This window comes from Edaphobacter modestus, from assembly GCF_004217555.1.
Taxonomy (GTDB): domain Bacteria; phylum Acidobacteriota; class Terriglobia; order Terriglobales; family Acidobacteriaceae; genus Edaphobacter; species Edaphobacter modestus.
This window is the reverse complement of record NZ_SHKW01000001.1, coordinates 3,754,959-3,771,342: the sequence shown is the minus strand read 5'-3', so window position 1 is coordinate 3,771,342 and position 16,384 is coordinate 3,754,959. Positions and strand designations below refer to the sequence as shown.

General features: G+C 61.3%; 14 protein-coding genes. 7 read left to right on the top strand and 7 right to left on the bottom strand.

What is annotated here, in order from left to right; translation table 11 throughout:
* Window positions 1-28 precede the first annotated feature (28 nt).
* Entirely contained in the window at window positions 29-889 is an 861-nt protein-coding gene (locus BDD14_RS16105) for a cytochrome c3 family protein (protein ID WP_130419696.1), read from the bottom strand.
* A gap of 453 nt (window positions 890-1,342) precedes the next feature.
* Between BDD14_RS16105 and BDD14_RS16100 the strand changes: the two genes are divergently transcribed.
* From BDD14_RS16100 to accD, 5 genes are all read left to right on the top strand, one after another.
* Complete coding sequence (locus tag BDD14_RS16100) at window positions 1,343-2,071, top strand: DNA-3-methyladenine glycosylase family protein (RefSeq protein WP_130419695.1); 729 nt, start codon at window positions 1,343-1,345, stop codon at window positions 2,069-2,071.
* A gap of 207 nt (window positions 2,072-2,278) precedes the next feature.
* The gene (locus tag BDD14_RS16095; protein WP_130419694.1) at window positions 2,279-4,855 is read left to right on the top strand and encodes a DUF3536 domain-containing protein; all 2,577 of its coding nucleotides are present in this window, start codon (window positions 2,279-2,281) and stop codon (window positions 4,853-4,855) included.
* A 68-nt stretch (window positions 4,856-4,923) separates the two neighbouring features.
* A complete protein-coding gene (locus BDD14_RS16090) occupies window positions 4,924-6,201 on the top strand; it encodes a serine hydroxymethyltransferase (RefSeq protein ID WP_130419693.1) in 1,278 nt (425 codons plus the stop codon).
* 185 nt (window positions 6,202-6,386) lie between these two features.
* Window positions 6,387-6,872, top strand: a complete 486-nt coding sequence (locus BDD14_RS16085; protein WP_165420110.1) for a DUF4126 family protein — start codon at window positions 6,387-6,389, stop codon at window positions 6,870-6,872.
* A gap of 52 nt (window positions 6,873-6,924) precedes the next feature.
* Window positions 6,925-7,776 carry an acetyl-CoA carboxylase, carboxyltransferase subunit beta gene (accD, locus tag BDD14_RS16080; RefSeq protein WP_130419691.1) on the top strand — a complete coding sequence of 284 codons (852 nt, stop codon included), beginning with the start codon at window positions 6,925-6,927 and terminating at the stop codon, window positions 7,774-7,776.
* A 127-nt stretch (window positions 7,777-7,903) separates the two neighbouring features.
* Here accD and BDD14_RS16075 read toward each other — a convergent pair whose 3' ends face one another.
* Both BDD14_RS16075 and murJ read right to left on the bottom strand, forming a co-directional pair.
* A complete protein-coding gene (locus BDD14_RS16075; RefSeq protein ID WP_130419690.1) occupies window positions 7,904-8,389 on the bottom strand; it encodes a hypothetical protein in 486 nt (161 codons plus the stop codon).
* 129 nt (window positions 8,390-8,518) lie between these two features.
* Complete coding sequence (murJ, locus tag BDD14_RS16070) at window positions 8,519-10,135, bottom strand: murein biosynthesis integral membrane protein MurJ (protein ID WP_242617986.1); 1,617 nt, start codon at window positions 10,133-10,135, stop codon at window positions 8,519-8,521.
* Between the two features lie 122 nt (window positions 10,136-10,257).
* Here murJ and BDD14_RS16065 point away from each other — a divergent pair, with 122 nt between their 5' ends.
* Window positions 10,258-11,103, top strand: coding sequence for a class I SAM-dependent methyltransferase (locus BDD14_RS16065; RefSeq protein ID WP_130419688.1), 846 nt, complete (start codon window positions 10,258-10,260; stop codon window positions 11,101-11,103).
* Between the two features lie 28 nt (window positions 11,104-11,131).
* Complete coding sequence (locus tag BDD14_RS16060; RefSeq protein WP_130419687.1) at window positions 11,132-12,226, top strand: ATP-dependent DNA ligase; 1,095 nt, start codon at window positions 11,132-11,134, stop codon at window positions 12,224-12,226.
* Between the two features lie 9 nt (window positions 12,227-12,235).
* Here the strand turns inward: BDD14_RS16060 and BDD14_RS16055 are convergent, their stop codons facing one another.
* The 4 genes from BDD14_RS16055 to BDD14_RS16040 are packed head-to-tail and all read right to left on the bottom strand — an operon-like array spanning window position 12,236 to window position 16,339.
* Entirely contained in the window at window positions 12,236-12,493 is a 258-nt protein-coding gene (locus BDD14_RS16055) for a hypothetical protein (protein WP_130419686.1), read from the bottom strand.
* A 30-nt stretch (window positions 12,494-12,523) separates the two neighbouring features.
* The gene (locus BDD14_RS16050) at window positions 12,524-12,739 is read right to left on the bottom strand and encodes a hypothetical protein (protein ID WP_130419685.1); all 216 of its coding nucleotides are present in this window, start codon (window positions 12,737-12,739) and stop codon (window positions 12,524-12,526) included.
* Window positions 12,740-12,761: 22 nt separating this feature from the next.
* A complete protein-coding gene (locus BDD14_RS16045) occupies window positions 12,762-15,101 on the bottom strand; it encodes a hypothetical protein (protein WP_130419684.1) in 2,340 nt (779 codons plus the stop codon).
* The gene (locus BDD14_RS16040; RefSeq protein WP_130419683.1) at window positions 15,098-16,339 is read right to left on the bottom strand and encodes a phage portal protein; all 1,242 of its coding nucleotides are present in this window, start codon (window positions 16,337-16,339) and stop codon (window positions 15,098-15,100) included. The genes BDD14_RS16045 and BDD14_RS16040 overlap by 4 nt, the downstream gene beginning before the upstream one ends.
* Window positions 16,340-16,384: the final 45 nt, after the last annotated feature.

Genomic DNA, 16,384 nt, shown 5'->3' with positions numbered 1-16,384 from the left:
ATTTCTTCTGTCCCAATCCCTGTCGTCTTCATCGGTGGCACGTCTCGCAGCTGGAGAGCTCATTCGGCGTGCGAATGTGATATTGCGCGGTGAGGTATTTGCCCAGCTCGATCTGGCCGGTGAACTTCTGGTAGCTGGCCGGAATCACAACTCCGCCCGCCGGAACATCGCTGACCGCGCCCGAAGCCGTACCAGCGGGACCACCCTGCAGCTCAGCCAACTCAGAACCACCCTTGTTCGGATCGGTAGTCGTGCAGGCGACCGCATTCGCAGTCGGCCCACCCTGCCCAGTCGACGCGCACCAGACCGGCTTCGTGCTCGACGGCCCGGTCCAGGCCATGTTGTAGATCTCCGAGGTTGGACGGAGGTTCACGGCAGGATTGCGGTGGCAGTTCAGGCACCACTCCATCTGCAGCGTATTCTCCTGGTACATCAGCGGCATCTCGTCCACGCGGCCGTGACAGCTGGCGCAGCCGATGCCCTTATTCACATGAATGTCGTGATTGAAGTAAACGTAGTCCGGAAGATCATGGACGCGGATCCACTGGATGGAGGCTCCGGTCGCCCAGCTCTCGCGCACCGGCTCCAGATAGTCGGCATTGGTCCAGATCTGCGCGTGACAGTTGATGCACGTCTTGGTTGGCGGAATTCCGGCATAGGCCGCCTTTTCCACCTGCGTGTGGCAGTACTGGCACTGCAGCCCGAGCCCTTCGACGTGGTGCTTGTGGCTGAATGGAATCGGCTGATCCGGCCGCTGACCCTGCTTGGTCACCCACGGGGATCGCTGCAGCTGATTCAGGGCAATGCCGAGCGCGATGACGATCAAGCCTGTCAAAACCAGGCTCGCTCGAGCCAACGCGTTCGAACTGCGGTCAAAAACTTGCGCCATGAGTGCTTTCCTGCTTCCTCTCCGGTTTGCCTGTCCTCAGGCCGAGAAGGGGGTTCAAGGGTTGTGGTTCTTGGCTGCTGCACCGATCAGTGCCTGCATCGGTGGTTTCGGCTTCCGCCCGTAGGCTTCAGCCGGAAATTTTCGTCTCTCAGAAAATCTGAGTATAGCAGTGGAAAAAGGCATCCCCAACCATGTGACCGATACTCGAAAGTGATTTTTCGCACACGAATTCGATTATCGAAACCTGTGGAATGCCCCTCGAGATAGTGGCTGCACAATATCTCGTGTACCCACGCATCCGGAGCGCCTCTGACCACAACATCTACCCTGCCCTAAAGGTATCTCTCTTGTAAATCCGCACCGTTTGAGTCCGATTTCAATCGGACCGGATTTCGGCTAATATCAGCTGCTGCAGCAACTTGAAGTCAGGCATTCTCTGTTACGGTCGTCCACATGGCTCGAATCCTTCTTCGTCCACGCGCGCCACACTATGATTCCAGCGCAGCCGTTGCACATCTTTCCGCAGCCGATTCAAAACTAGCCCGTCTGATCGAGCGGGCCGGTCCGTTCACGCTTCGGCTCGCCAGCTCACTGTCTCCGTTTGAGGCGCTCGTCGAATCGATCATCTATCAGCAGCTACACGGCAAGGCCGCCGCCACCATCCACAAGCGCGTGATTGAGAGCTTTCATGACGTCTGCGGAATCGGAGTACATCCATCGGCGCAGCACCTGCTCGACTGTCCCAATGAACAGCTTCGTACGGCAGGCCTGTCCCACAACAAGATGCTGGCGTTGCGTGATCTGGCGGCCAAGACCGTTGACGGAACCGTGCCGACGCTTGCGCGCATTCGCCGCATGTCCGACGAAGAGATCATCGAGCACCTCACCCAGGTTCGCGGCATCGGCCGCTGGACGGCAGAGATGTTTCTGATGTTCAGACTGGGCCGCCCCGACGTTCTTCCGGTTTCGGACTATGGTGTGCGCAAAGGCTTCGCACTCACCTTTCAGCGACTGAAGGCAACGGCCAAGGTCACTCCCGGCGATCTTCCCTCCGCGGAGGTCATGCATAAGCGAGCACGCCGTTGGGCTCCATGGCGCTCGGTCGCGAGCTGGTATATGTGGCGGGCCTGCGATCTCGCCAATGGCGCCGCATCGCCAAGACCGGGGGCTGCGGAATCTTGATCCGTTCGACTGATATTGGTGCGCGCACAGCCACTCTTCGTCCCTCGAGACAGGATCGATGTCCGGCACTTACTCATGGGCATACCGTTGGCTTGGAATCCCGATGTCAAACTCTGATAAATTTTCCCGCGCGCACTTTTCTCTCTATCTTCAAGAATTGCGCCGACATACCAACCCCGAACAGCCCGATTGTCTCTAAGGTAGAAGATGGCAACAGCCGAACAATCTCCGAACGCTTCCGATTTGACCGAAACGCCGCGTGGCGAAACGCCGCGTTATGTGTGTATTCATGGACACTTCTATCAGCCCCCGCGCGAGAATCCCTGGCTCGAGACGGTCGAGGTGCAGGATTCCGCCGCCCCTTATCACGACTGGAACGATCGCATCACGGCCGAGTGTTATGCGCCGAACGGCGCCTCCCGGATCACCGATAAGGAAAACAAGATCGTTCGCATCATGAACAACTACTCGTGGATCAGCTTCAACTTTGGCCCCACGTTGCTGAGTTGGCTCAATGACTTTGCCCCGCGTACCTACCGCATGATCCTCGATGCCGACCGCAGCAGCTCGGAGCATAATGGCGGCCATGGATCGGCGATGGCACAGGTCTACAACCACATCATCATGCCGCTGGCGAACGAGCGGGATGCACGCACCCAGATCCGATGGGGCATCTCTGATTTCGAGCACCGGTTTGGGCGCAAGCCCGAGGGCATGTGGCTGGCAGAGACGGCGGCCAGCCGCGCCGTTCTCGATCTGATGGCCGAGGAAGGCATCCTCTTTACCATCCTCGCGCCCAATCAATGCGCGAGAGTTCGTCCTCTACAAGACGCAATCGATCCGGCTGAGCCCGAGAGTTCGCTCGAAGGCACTCCCTGGACCGAGACCCCGGGCGCCTCCGTAGACACCCGCCATCCTTACAGGGTCGAGCTCGACGAGGGCCGGTCCATTGCGGTCTTCTTCTACAACGGGCCCAATTCCCGCGCCATTGCCTTCGAGGGCCTGCTTAATAGTGGCGTCGATTTTGGAAAGAGACTTGTTTCCGGATTTGGCGATGGCTCCAAGGTCGTCGACGGCCAACCCGCGCTGTCCAATGTGGCGACGGACGGCGAAAGTTACGGCCATCACCACCGACACGGAGAGATGGCTCTCTCTTACGCAATCCACTGGCTCGAAGACGAACAGCAGATCCAGCTCATTAACTATGCGGCGTTTCTCGCAAAGTATCCTCCGTGCTGGGAGGCCGAAATCGTTGACGATACCTCCTGGAGCTGTGCTCATGGTGTCGAGCGCTGGCGTTCCAATTGCGGATGCAACAGCGGACGCCCGGGATGGAACCAGGAGTGGCGAACACCCTTGCGTGTGGGCCTCGATCAGCTTCGGGACGCGACGATTCCCCTGGCTGAAAAGCTGTCGAAAAAGCTGTTCAAAGACCTTTGGGCGGCTCGCGACGCCTATATCAGCGTCATCCTCGACCGTTCGCGCCCAAACATCGACGCCTTTTTCGACACGCACGCCACCCATGAGCTCTCGCAGGCCGAGCGCATCACCGCGCTTGAGCTGATGGAGCTGGAGCGCCACGCTCAGCTGATGTACACCAGCTGCGGCTGGTTCTTCGATGAGGTCTCCGGAATCGAGACGGTCCAGGTGATCGCCTACGCGGCTCGCGTTCTTCAGCTTGCCGCTCGGCTCTTCGGCAAGCCGGGCGAGGTCCTCGAGGCCGGGTTCCTGGACATACTGACCACTGCGACCAGCAACCTTCCCGAGATCGGCAACGGCGCAGAAGTCTACAAACGATTCGTGACCGGCATGAAGATCGGCCTGGAAGAGGTAGGCGCCCACTACGCCATCAGCTCCATCTTTCGCTCGTATCCGGAACAGGGCGAGCTGTTTTGCTACAACGTCCGGCGACAGAGTCACCAGGTCTTCAGCTCAGGTCGTGGACGCGTCGCTCTCGGAGCCGCCTGGATCGACTCCCGCATCACCGAGGAGACCGAGGAAATCTGCTTCGCCGTTCTTCATCTGGGCGACCAGAATCTCTCCGCCGCCGTCAAGCGCTACGACTCCTCCGACCCTGCCCAAGTGCAAGCCTTCGAGACCTTCTGCCGCGACGTGGCCGCAGCTATGCGCCGGGCCAATCTTCCTGAGGTGATCCGGTTGATCGATCAGCTCTTCGGAGGCATGGACTATTCGCTTCTCTCGCTCTTCGCCGACGAACAGCACCGGATCCTTCAGGCGATCCTCACCCAGACAGTTGCAGAGATGGAAGATTCGCTGAGCAAGATCTACGAGGACCACGCCTCACTGCTCGATTTCCTCACCGATTGCGGCATGGCTCCTCCGCCAGCTCTCGAAGTAGTTGCCAATTATGCCATCGGGTCCATGCTGCGGCGCGCTATCGAGTCAGAGAACTTCGAACCCGACCACGTGCTTGCACTTGCCCACCGCGCCAGCGCCGAACATATCTTTCTGAATGCCCACGAGCTCGGCTATGCCGCCGGCCAGCGGATGAAACGCGCCATGGTCCAGCTTGAGGCGGCCGCATCTGGTGAAGAACCGGCCTCCAAGGCGCTCACGGAGGCCCTCGTCATTGCGGAGACCTTCCGGCAGCTCCCGTTCGAGATGAACTTCTGGCAGGCCCAGAATATCTGGAACGACCTGTTGCGCCGCAGCGACAGGAGCTATTGGACCGACGAATGGTGGGAAGCCTTCCGCCAGCTCGGCGAAGCCATGAACATCCGGGTGGATCAACTCGTTACCGAAGAGGAGGTCAGCGTCTTCTAGGCGCTACCTTCCCTTCCCGGATGTTGCTGGTTCTAGGGCTCCCGCCTTACCGGGCATAAAATATCTTCATGCCTATCGACCAGAACGCGCCGCTTGCCTTAGCCGATCCTGAGATCGCCGCACAGATCGAAAACGAAGTCGTCCGCCAGCACGAAGGCCTCGAGATGATCGCATCCGAAAACTTCGTCAGCCGAGCCGTGCTGGAGGCCGCCGGCACCGTCTTCACCAACAAATACGCCGAAGGCTATCCCGGCAAGCGCTATTACGGCGGCTGTGAATTCGCCGACGTCGTTGAAAACATTGCCCGCGATCGCGCCAGGAAGCTCTTCGGAGCCGAGCACGCCAACGTGCAGCCCCACTCCGGCTCGCAGGCCAACGCCGCCGCCTACATGGCTATCATCAATCCCGGCGACACCGTTCTGGGCCTCGACCTGGCGCACGGTGGCCACCTGACACACGGCCATAAACTCAACTTCTCCGGCAAGCTCTACCGAATCGTCGGCTACCAGGTCCGCAAAGACACCGAGACCATCGACTATGACGAGCTCGAAGCACTGGCCCTGCGGGAAAAGCCGAAGGTGATCGTCGGGGGCGGCAGCGCATACCCGCGCATCTTCGACTTTCCCCGCATGCGCGCCATCGCCGACAAGGTCGGAGCCTTCCTGATGGTCGATATGGCCCACTTCGCCGGCCTGGTCGCCGGTGGAGCCCACCCTTCACCCGTGCCGCACGCCCACATCACCACCACCACCACCCACAAGACCCTGCGCGGTCCTCGCGCCGGCCTCATCCTGTGCAAGCAGGAGCACGCCACAGCCGTAGACCGCAGTGTCTTTCCCGGTCAGCAGGGCGGCCCTTTGATGCACATCGTCGCGGCCAAGGGCGTCGCCTTCAAAGAGGCCCTCGATCCCTCCTTCTCCACCTATGCCCACCAGGTCGTCGCCAACGCCAAAGTTCTGGCCGAGGCACTCGCCGGTGAGGGATTCCGCATCATCTCCGGCGGAACCGACAATCACCTGATGCTCGTCGATGTCTTCCAGAAGGGCATCCTCGGCTCCGAAGCCGAAAACGCGCTTGGGGAGGCCGGCATCACCGTCAACAAGAACGCGATCCCCTACGACACCAACCCGCCCATGAAGCCCAGCGGAATCCGTATCGGAACGCCGGCCCTCACAACGCGCGGCATGAAGGAGCCCGAGATGCGCACCATCGCAGGCTGGATTGCGAGCGCGCTCGAACATCGCAACGATCCAGCACGTCTCCGCGCGATTCGGACGGAGGTCGCTGGGCTTGCCGACCAGTTTCCGCTTTACGACTGGCTCCGCCAGCCCCAGCCCGTCGCCTGATTCCAGCCGAAACAGCTCTGAGCCCGGACCGCATCTCACATTACAGATGCAGGCCGGGCTTTCTTACTTTTGATTCGTCCCCGCCACTTGTGCGAGTCTTCATGCGTCGTGCGCTCGTCCATCCCTACAGGTGGCAACTTGGCAGGAATGTTCCGTGTTTATGTCCTAGAGGAGGAGTTAGCGTCATGACCCTCGAGGTCCTCACATGGCTCATTGCAATTCCGCTGCTCGGCTTCATCACGGGCATGCGGACCTTGACGCCGATCACGGTCCTCTGCTGGTTTGCCTGGCTCAAACTTCTTCCCGTGGACCATTGGGCCTGGTGGTCCGCCAAACTTGCGGTTGTCATCCTCTTCACTGCGCTAGCCACTCTCGAATACGTTGCCGACAAGTACTCCCGGATGCCCCGCCCGACGCGTCCCGTTGTGCTCATAATCCGCGTCTTCTTCGGCGGGCTGGTCGGCGCGATCGTCGCCTCTTCGCTGGACGCTCCGGGAATCGAGGGTGTGATTCTGGGGGTTCTGGGTTCGCTCGCGGGAGCCTTCGCGGCCTACCAGCTCCGGCATCAGCTCACCCATCGCATCGGCTGCAAGACATGGCACGTGACCGTAAGCGAGGACATCTTCGCCATCGCCTGCACCATCCTTTGTATGGGCATCGTCACCGGCTGATGGACGCGAACGCTACAATAGTCGAGGCATATCCGGAAGGCATACGACAGGCATGAGCTGGTTTAAGCGCGAAGAGAACGAGATCGTCAACGATTCCGAACGCACGGTCCGCACCGAAGGTTTATGGGTGCGCTGCCCGGACTGCCGGCAGGTGATCTTCAAGGCCGATCTCGAGGCAAATCTTCACGTCTGCCCCAAGTGCGGACACCACTTCCGCATCGGGGCACGTCAGAGAATCAAAAACCTGCTGGAACCCGGTTATCAGCTCGTCGATCTTGACCTTCGCTCGACCGACCCGCTCGAGTTTACCGACCTGAAGCCCTACAAGGCCCGCCTTGCCGACGCCCGCAGAAAGACCGGGCTCAACGACGCAATCATCAACGCCATCGGCAATCTCGGTCCGCAGCCGGTCGTGCTCTCCGTCATGGAATACAGCTTTATCGGCGGCTCCATGGGATCGGTCGTCGGCGAAACCATCGCCCGCGCCGTCGATCGCTCCCTCGAGACCCGCCATCCTCTTATTATCGTTTCGGCCTCGGGCGGAGCCCGCATGATGGAGGGCATCGCCTCCCTGATGCAGCTTGCGAAGGTCTCCGCAGGACTGGCGCGGATGGACGACGAGAAGATCCCCTACATCTCCGTGATGACCGATCCCACCACCGGTGGCGTCACCGCGAGCTTCGCGATGCTGGGTGACCTCAACATTGCCGAACCTGGCGCCTTGATCGGCTTTGCCGGCCCTCGTGTCATCGAACAGACCATTCGCCAGAAGCTTCCCGAAGGCTTCCAGCGCTCCGAGTTCCTGCTCGAGCACGGTTTTCTCGACGCCATCGTCGGCCGCAAGGAGATGAAGCAGTATCTCTCGCAGGCCCTCACATGGGCGACCTCGCAGGAAGTCTCCTAAAGACTGGCGCACCAGCAGCGGGCGCCAGTCTCACCCAAGGGAAGCTAAGAATCGATCGTCGGTTCGAACCCATTTCGTACAACCAGAAAACGGCCCTTTCCCGACCCGCAACTCTTCTTCGACAGGTTCAGGCCGGACGCTGAAACGGCCGTATCCCCTGCGATTTCACACGGGTCGCATTCAGAAACCCTTCGCGCTCGCTCTTCGCCTTGTCACTCGCGCCCCACGAACTCTCCTTGGGACGCGCCGGTCCGGCCCAGGAGTCCGCTTCAATCATCGCCACGGTCTCCCGGTCATAGCCCATACGCTCGAGAATGGGAATCTCATCGTGATCGGACGCAGGCTCCACGAAGCTCTCCTTCTTTTCGGAGACGGCTTCCTTCGTGTTTTTGCTCACTTGCAGGCCGGCCATCATCGACGCCGTAAAGTTGTCCATCAGCCGCTGCACGCACTTCTGTCCGCACAGATGCTTCATATTCTTTCGAGCGCCCTTCGGTGACTGCCATCCGCGCAGCCTGAGCTCGCCGCCTACCTCGTCCGCCACAAACCAATGACTCGCGGGCTCCAGCCTCTCCGCCCCACATATATCGCAATTGATTGCCTGCCGGATCATCTCTCCCTCTCCCTGGTGCCTGACGGCACAGTGCTCTCATCGGCAGGAACCAAAGCTAGATGAGCCCTTCTGGAAGAGCCTTTTATGGAAGAGAGTCATTTCGAAAGGCGCCAGCCGGTACAGATCTGCTCAGGCGCGACGGAACAATCGCTGCAGCGAGCTCGGCGCGGCGATACCAAGTAGCCGACAGAAGACCAGGTACAGAACTCCGAACAGCGGAAGCACAATCGCACCCACGGTCAAAGCCGAGAGATGGCCGGGAGGGATGGGAAGCAGCCGCTTTGCGCCGTACCCGATCAGTGCGGCCAGAACCGCCGCACCCCAGAGCTTCGCTGTGCGGGAGCGCTGCGACGGAACCGCGCCGATTCTCCTGTGAAGCTCACGTCGCAGAAGAACAAACTCGACCCAGCCGGCAAGACCGGCAGAGAATGTCAGTCCGGCCACGCCCCACAGACGATCCACACCCAGCAGCTTCGGCAGCGGCAGGGCGAAGAAGTACCCCAGGGCCACCGTGAGGACCACCCGTATGACCGCAAAGATCAGCGGCGTCCGCGTATCGCGCAGCGCATAGAAGGCCGACGCATACAGCCTTCCGGATGTTGAAGCCAGCAGCCCGACGGCAGAACCCGCGAGCACGCTCCAGACCAGCGTCACATCCTTCGCCGTGAACTGACCGGTCCGGTAAATCGCCGCCACGATGACGTCGCCCAGGATCAGGAACGCCACTGCCGAAGGAACTACAAAGAACGCAATGTTCTTAAGTCCCTGTGCCAGCCGTTCGCGCAGCACTCCACCAACCTGCTCCGAACTTCCCAACGCGCTCGACATTGCCGGCAGTTCAGCGGCGGAGACGGCCATTCCGAACAGGCTGACAGGAAGCGAATTCAGGGTCTGTGCATACGCAAGCGCGGAGACGGCGCTGGTCGGCAGAAAGCTCGCGATCATGGAATCGAGAAACGCACTGACCTGGACCACTCCGCGTCCGAAGAAGACCGGGAAGAAGTTACGAACCACGGTCCGCACAGAATTATCGCGCAAACGGAGCCGCAAAACCAACGGCCGAAGCAGGCGCAGAACTGCCGGCAACAGGACTGCAAACTGCAGGCCGCTGCCGATCACCGAAGCCCATGCGATCACGATGGCCAGGTGCACCTGCCCCTGGCGTCCGTCATCCCATAGAAAGGCCGCGATCATCGTTACGTTCCAGACCACAGGAGCGGCATAGGAAAGCAGGAACTTCCTGTGGCTGTTCAGGACTCCCAGGCACCACGAATAGAACACCAGCAGGGCCGCTCCCGGAAACAGGATTCGCACCAGGCGAATGGTCAAGGCGCGCTTCTCGCCGTCGAAGCCTGCCGCAATGACGTCGCTCAACAGTGGAGCAGCGAAGACCCCCACCAACACCAGCACCGACGTGACGAGCACGAGGATCGCGAAGATCGCCTCCGCAAGCTCCGAAGCCTCCTCATTGCGCTCCTCTGCCCGCAATCGCGCGTAGACCGGGATAAAGGACGCAGATAGAACGCCTTCGCCGAAGAGGTTCTGCAGGAAGTTTGGGATACGGAAGGCGGCACGAAACGCATCGGCGATATCGGAGTTGCCGAGGTAGTGGGCGAAGACACGATCCCGAACCAGGCCGAGCAGACGGCTCATCAGGATGCCGCTGGCAACGGCGACAGCCGAGGATCGGGCCAGAAGGCCTTTAGGATGGGGTGGGGTCACTGATTTTGAGGGCGGATTGCTCACCGTACCTTTAACTTTACCGGCCCGGCGCACCTTCCACATCACATAGATAAAGAAGAGTTAACAGGAAGGATCACGCAACGTCTCATTTGCTTCACCACGAGCTAATAAGATTTAGACAAGTCATGGAAGCCGCCCGCCCATCCCGCACCGCACTCCGTGTCGCCATGCGACGAGCCGCACATCAGCTTTACGACGCGCAGCCGCTCGTCTTCGACGACCCCATCGCGGTCCCCATCCTCGGCAACGAATACCTTCCCGAAGTCGAGCGCACGATCACCAAGCTTCAAAAGCCCTTCTCCGTCTCGCTGCGCGCGTTCCTCGTCGCGCGCAGTCGTTATGCGGAAGATTTGCTCGCCGCGGCGGTTGCACGCGGTGTCGGTCAATATGTCCTCTTAGGCGCTGGACTCGACACCTTTGCATATCGGAACCCCTTCCCCGGTCTTCACGTCTTCGAGGTCGACCATCCCGCCACGCAGCAGTGGAAGCACGAGCTACTTGCCTCCAACAATATCTCGATCCCGTCCAACCTGACCTACACGCCAGTGGACTTCGAGCATCAGCAGCTCGCAACGCAGCTTGCGGCCGCAGACTTCGATGCCTCCGTGCCCACGTTCTTTGCCTGGCTCGGTGTCGTACCTTACCTGACGAATGCTGCCTTTCGCTCGACCCTCGCACTCATCGCCTCCTCGCTCGCGGGCAGTGGCGTAGTCATGGACTACGGTCAGCCGCGTTCGGCTCTGCCATTTTTCGAGCAGCTCGCGCACGATTCGCTAGCCTCACGGGTTCAGCTGGCAGGCGAACCCTTTCAGCTCTTCTTCACCCCTTCAGAGATGGCAAGCGAGCTCGCCGCCTTTCGCACCATCGAAGACCTCGGCAGCGACGAGTTGAACGCCCGCTACTTCACAGATCGCAAGGACAACCTGAAGCTGCTGGGCAGCGCAGGCCGAATCGTAAGTGCGTGGTTATAAATTCTCACGTAGGTATACCATCGCTAGCGTGAATCTTCCTGTGCAGCCGCCGGTCCTGCCCATGCTCGCCAAGCGGGTCGATGAGATCCCAAATGGGGATTCCTGGATCTTTGAGCCCAAGTGGGATGGCTTTCGCGCGCTGCTGTTCCGCGACGGCGACGATCTCATGATTCAGAGCCGAGACCAGAAGCCACTCGACCGCTACTTCCCCGAGCTCTTTGAGCCTTTGAAATCGCGGCTTCCTGAACGCTGCGTACTCGATGGCGAGATCGTCATCGCGGGAAGCGACGGCCTCGACTTCGACGCGCTCCAGCTCCGCATCCATCCCGCGGCCTCTCGCATCAAGATGCTCTCGCAACAGATTCCCGCCTCCATCGTCTTCTTCGATGTGCTCGCCATCGGGGATCGCGATCTTAGTCAGCAGCCCTTTGAAGACCGGCGCACGCAGCTTGAATCGCTGCTCGCATCCGCAGAGCCGCCGCTCCACATCACCCCGGCCACGCGCGACGTCGCCACCGCGCGCGACTGGTTTCAGCGCTTCGAGGGAGCAGGGCTCGACGGCGTGATCGCCAAGCCCGCAAGCGGCACCTACCAGCCCAACAAGCGCACCATGCTCAAGGTGAAGCACGAGCGCGACTGCGACTGTGTCGTTGCAGGTTTTCGCTGGCACAAGGACGCGGAGAACGAGGCGATCGGCTCTCTTCTGCTCGGCCTTTACGATGCCTCGGGCTCGCTGCAGCACGTCGGCGTCTGCGCAAGCTTTACCCAGGCGAAGCGGCGTGAGCTCGTCAAGTTTCTCGAGCCCTATCGCCGCAGCGCACTCACAGATCATCCCTGGCGCGCATGGGCCGAGGCTGGGTCCGAGGCCAGCGGCGCAGCCGAAGACCAGCGCATGCCCGGCGGCCAGAGCCGATGGAGCCAGGGCAAGGACCTCTCCTGGCAGCCGTTGCGACCCGAGCTCGTGGTCGAGGTCGCCTACGAACACATGCAGGGCACGCGCTTTCGCCACATGGCCCAGTTTCGCCACTGGCGCACCGACAAGCCACCTGCCGAATGCACCTACGCTCAGCTCGAGGTCGTCGCCCCGCATGAGCTCGCTGCCATCTTCGCTACTGGCCGCTGAGAACACCCGCTACGACTTCGCCCATACACTCGCGTTCAGGCACTCGACCACGCCATCGATAATGGCGCCCAGCCCTGCTGTAAAACGGTCGGCGTCGACGATCTGCTTCGACGTCACCGCATCGGTGATGTTGATGGCCGCGCCCACAATTTCAATCGCGGCCTTCTTCTTCTGCTCGCCACCACCTTCCCCGATCAGAGCCTCGGTACCGTGCAGCGCAGCAGGCAGAAATGCCAGTCCGCGGAGGAAGATCTTTAGAAAGTCCATTGCTGTTCTCCTGTAGTTTTCGTCCTTGGGCTATCGCCGGAAATAGTCGATTGCAATGTGAGCGAGAGTCACCAAAGCGCCTACAGCCGTGGTGAATCCCTTTACACGCTGCACGCTTCGCTCGTGCCGCTCCACCCGTTCTTCGAGGTGAATCAACCTTCCCGGTTGACCTACTCCGAGCAAATTGTCCATCTGGCTCTTCAACACACGCAGGTCCCCGAGGACCTTGCTTTCAAACTCCGTCATCCTGTAGCTCCCAACAAGCCCGTCAGAAAGCGACGGGCAGATTTGTAAACACCGCACTTGAAAAACGCGAGTACACCGGCGGATTGGATCCGTCGTACATGCGCACGTAGTAACGCTCGACCTGGGCCTCGCGCGGAATCGAAAAGCTTCGCACCGGCGAACGCAACACCAGATCCTGATCGACACCCGGGCCGAAGTCCCAGTCGCGACGCCGAACCTCGAAGCCGCCCCCGGGCGGCGGATTGGTTCCGGCGTCCACTTGCAGCGCTGTCCCCGTCGCGCTCACCACCTGCAGGGATTGCAGGTTCGGCAGCACGGCTCCGGGCGCGCTTGCCGCCGTTTCGGGCAACAACGCATCCACGGCGACAGCCTCGGACAGCTTCAGTCCCAGGCCCTCCGCCCAGTCGTTGGCGCAGGCGATGCGATACTGCATCAGCTCGGGCCGGGCATGGCCGTCGTCGATCGTTACGTTGCGCACAATCAGCTTCAGCGTATCGTCGCCGGAGTTTACTTCGAGCACATCGCCGGGCCAGATATCCGCCGCGGGATTGATCATCGTGTAGCTGCCGGAGACCGCTGCCGACCGGCTGGATGCGAATCGCAGCACCGCCAGCGCTGCGTTTTCGCAGTCCTGCGTACTGCGTGCAGGAGGGCTAAGCACCTTACCCAGCCACTGCGCCGCGCCGGGTATGCCTCCCGCGGCCTCCGCCTCCACACTGGCCGGATCGTTCAGTCGCGCAACCGACCGCCTGCGTCCGCGATACCAGACGGTAAACCGCTCGCCAACTACGGGAATCCTGCCGGAGAAGAAGGTGATTCTACCCGCCGACGAGACCATGCAGTCCACGCCCTCACCCGCTGCTCCCGTCATGCGTACGATTTGTGTGCCGTCGGCCATCGTGCTGACGATCCACACAGACCCCGCCTGCGTGATGCGACAGTATCCCAGAGAGCCGATCAGCTCCACGCTGTCTAAGGCCGCGAAGCTGCAGCGTGCTGGTGACGTCGCCACCTGGCCGGAGTAGAGCACCGTCGCAGGCATGTTCGAAGAGATGCCCTGGTCGACCAGCTCGAACAGCAGCGACATCGGCGCATCTACCGACCCGCCACCGAAGGATTGAAGCACGCCATCCACCATCGTGTACCAGGTCTGTAACACACGCTCGGTCTCCGGACAGTGAAGCCGGATGCGCAGCGTGTACTTGTGTCCGTTGAGCACCGTGAATGGCGTCCCGACCTCAGCGCCGTTCACGAATGGAACCACCAGAGTCGCTCCACCGCTCTGCCGCACGTTGTATCCGGCGAAGCAGTTCGCGCTCAGCACGGCTCCGTTATACAAACCGCAGAGGATGCCCGTGCTCGGACTGCTGAGCTGGAGGCTTCCCATTTCGACGATGAGCGTTCCTCCCATCTCGATCAGGTCGAGCCCGGTCAGGGTCGTCTGTCCGTCGAGGCCGTTGCCGCCGGTCATCGTGAGTCCCGACGAAGTGATGGAGAGAAACGAGCCGGGATCTCGAACCGACCAGATGCCAGGGTTGATCGTGCCCTGGTTGAAGCTGTCCAGAAAGACCTGCGAAGCAGTCGAGCTGGCGGCGGAGCGGGTTATGCGAGTGGGACGGTACGGGGCTTCCGCGAGATCGAAGACGCTGGTCGTTGCATCCCCCTGGAAGGTCTCCATGATGTATGCCGCCGGTTCCATATCGCCGCTCAGAGTCACGTCGTTGGCAAGCTCGCGCACCGACGCCGTTCTCAACGCTGCGATATCGAGAGTTCCATCGCCATCGTTCAACACATGCGTCGTCGTACCTGCGGTCCGCAGGCTCACGGCTCCGTCCAGTACGCGGTAGGAGGCGTAGGCCGCATCTGCGATCTCGCCCGCGTTGGCTGACCACGACGAAGCCTGCGCAGGCGCGAAGACCCCCACTGTGCCCGAATCGTCGATCGCCTCGGTTACAAAGCGTCCTGCGTCCACACGACTGGTCAGCGTTCGCAGCAGCTCGCCGCCTGGCTGGGCGAGACCGGTACCCCCCGGGGGCGTGCTCTGCTTGTCGAGCAGCCACTCGTCACTGAGGGCGCTGAACGTAAGCCGATAGACCGGTCCGACGCTCGCCATGCCGGCGTAGATGCTCTCCGGCTCCGTCGCCATATACCCCGTAAACAACAGCGTACCGTCGTCCGCCGAGACCACAATCCGCGCACGCCTCACCGGCACGGGAAGGCCGGACGCGCTCACATCCAGCATTCCCGTACAGCGCGAAGGAGCATTGAGGGTCCGCTCGATCTTCAGAGGTCCGGCGGCGGAGACGGACGCAGTGTAATCGCGCACGCCCGCTCCGTCGAGATTGTCGATCGTTATCCTCACTGCTGAACCTCCTTGCTCGCAAGCGGCGCGAGACCGCGCATCTCGCGCACCTCGTTGACCGTGAGCACGCCAGCCTCAATCAGCGTCTTCTGAATCGCGGCTTCGCTGGCGTCGTCGCGGCCCTCCAGCTCGTTGAAGCAGAACTCGAACTCGCGCCAGCCCAGCTTCTTGGCGAAGAGGTCGCGCGTGATGTGCTCGGCGAGTAACTTCGCCACAGGGACAACAGCGCTCTGGAAGGCCTCATCGGCAAGTTCAGCGGCGGTCGAGCGATTGACGTCGCCCTCGACGCCCAGCAGCATCGGCGGAAGCTCGAAGGCGTTGGCGATCATGCGGATCAGCATCTCCTGCCACTGCAGCCGCAGATCGGCATCGGTGCCGCCCGCAAAGCGCAAGACCTCGGGCTTCTTCTCGCTGCTCAGCACCGGCACCCGGCCTGTGCCTTCAATCTCGTCCTGCCACCAGCGAATCAGCCGGTCGTGTTGCTCCGGTGTCGCCTCATTCAGCCACAGGGCGTACTGCACCACGGAGTTCGAGGCCAGCCGTCCCGCATAGCGATGCGCGCTGAGGAACTGGTTGACCGCTTCGAACGCGACCTCCAGCCTTCCCAGACCGAATGGGGTGTGGCTGCGTGGATTCAGCCGCACATAGATCAGCTCATCGTCGCGCAGCGGGACCAGGGCATCCGCGCCAAGTCTTCCCGTCGCCTGCGCGTAGCGCGGCGCTGCGGGATCGCCATCCCATCGGCTGTCGACCTGAATGGTTGCGCCATCCACGGCCCACAGATGAAAGGGCCGAAGCGGGTCTCCGGTCGCTTCCATCTCGACCGCCCCGAAACCTCCTACGAGAAGGTCCTCGATCACCTGTTCCCACAGCACGCGGAAGCTGTCGGAGGCATTGGGCTCCTCCATGCAGCGGCGAAGGATGCCGAGCCGTTCCTGCACGTTCTCGACTGCATCCGCCGAGTATCCTCGACGCACGCGAACCTGCCAGTCCATGCTGGCCACCTTGTCTTTCACCAGGTTGATCGCGCGGCGCACCACCGGCGTCTCGGAAAATTTTCTGAGATTCGCCGGCGTCGGTTTGGGCAACGCTTCCTGTCCCGAGCGCGCTCCCCGATAAGGCGTCAGGATCGAGGGCAGCATCCTCGTCTTCCTGTCGCCCCTGGTGGCATCACCCTCCGCCGCATCCACGCCGGCCAGCCTCTGCCAGACGTCCTTCACTGTCTCCCGAACTCCCATCTACTCACCTCGTCCTTCGCTGTGGTCTGTCGCAAAAAAGAAGGG

Coding starts and splice junctions, on each gene's coding strand:
- BDD14_RS16095 (WP_130419694.1), top strand. CDS start 2,279: ATGGCAACAGCCGAACAATCTCCGAACGCTTCCGATTTGACCGAAACG.
- accD (WP_130419691.1), top strand. CDS start 6,925: ATGAGCTGGTTTAAGCGCGAAGAGAACGAGATCGTCAACGATTCCGAA.
- BDD14_RS16055 (WP_130419686.1), bottom strand. CDS start 12,493: ATGGACTTTCTAAAGATCTTCCTCCGCGGACTGGCATTTCTGCCTGCT.
- BDD14_RS16090 (WP_130419693.1), top strand. CDS start 4,924: ATGCCTATCGACCAGAACGCGCCGCTTGCCTTAGCCGATCCTGAGATC.
- BDD14_RS16040 (WP_130419683.1), bottom strand. CDS start 16,339: ATGGGAGTTCGGGAGACAGTGAAGGACGTCTGGCAGAGGCTGGCCGGC.
- BDD14_RS16085 (WP_165420110.1), top strand. CDS start 6,387: ATGACCCTCGAGGTCCTCACATGGCTCATTGCAATTCCGCTGCTCGGC.
- BDD14_RS16075 (WP_130419690.1), bottom strand. CDS start 8,389: ATGATCCGGCAGGCAATCAATTGCGATATATGTGGGGCGGAGAGGCTG.
- BDD14_RS16065 (WP_130419688.1), top strand. CDS start 10,258: ATGGAAGCCGCCCGCCCATCCCGCACCGCACTCCGTGTCGCCATGCGA.
- BDD14_RS16105 (WP_130419696.1), bottom strand. CDS start 889: ATGGCGCAAGTTTTTGACCGCAGTTCGAACGCGTTGGCTCGAGCGAGC.
- BDD14_RS16050 (WP_130419685.1), bottom strand. CDS start 12,739: ATGACGGAGTTTGAAAGCAAGGTCCTCGGGGACCTGCGTGTGTTGAAG.
- BDD14_RS16100 (WP_130419695.1), top strand. CDS start 1,343: ATGGCTCGAATCCTTCTTCGTCCACGCGCGCCACACTATGATTCCAGC.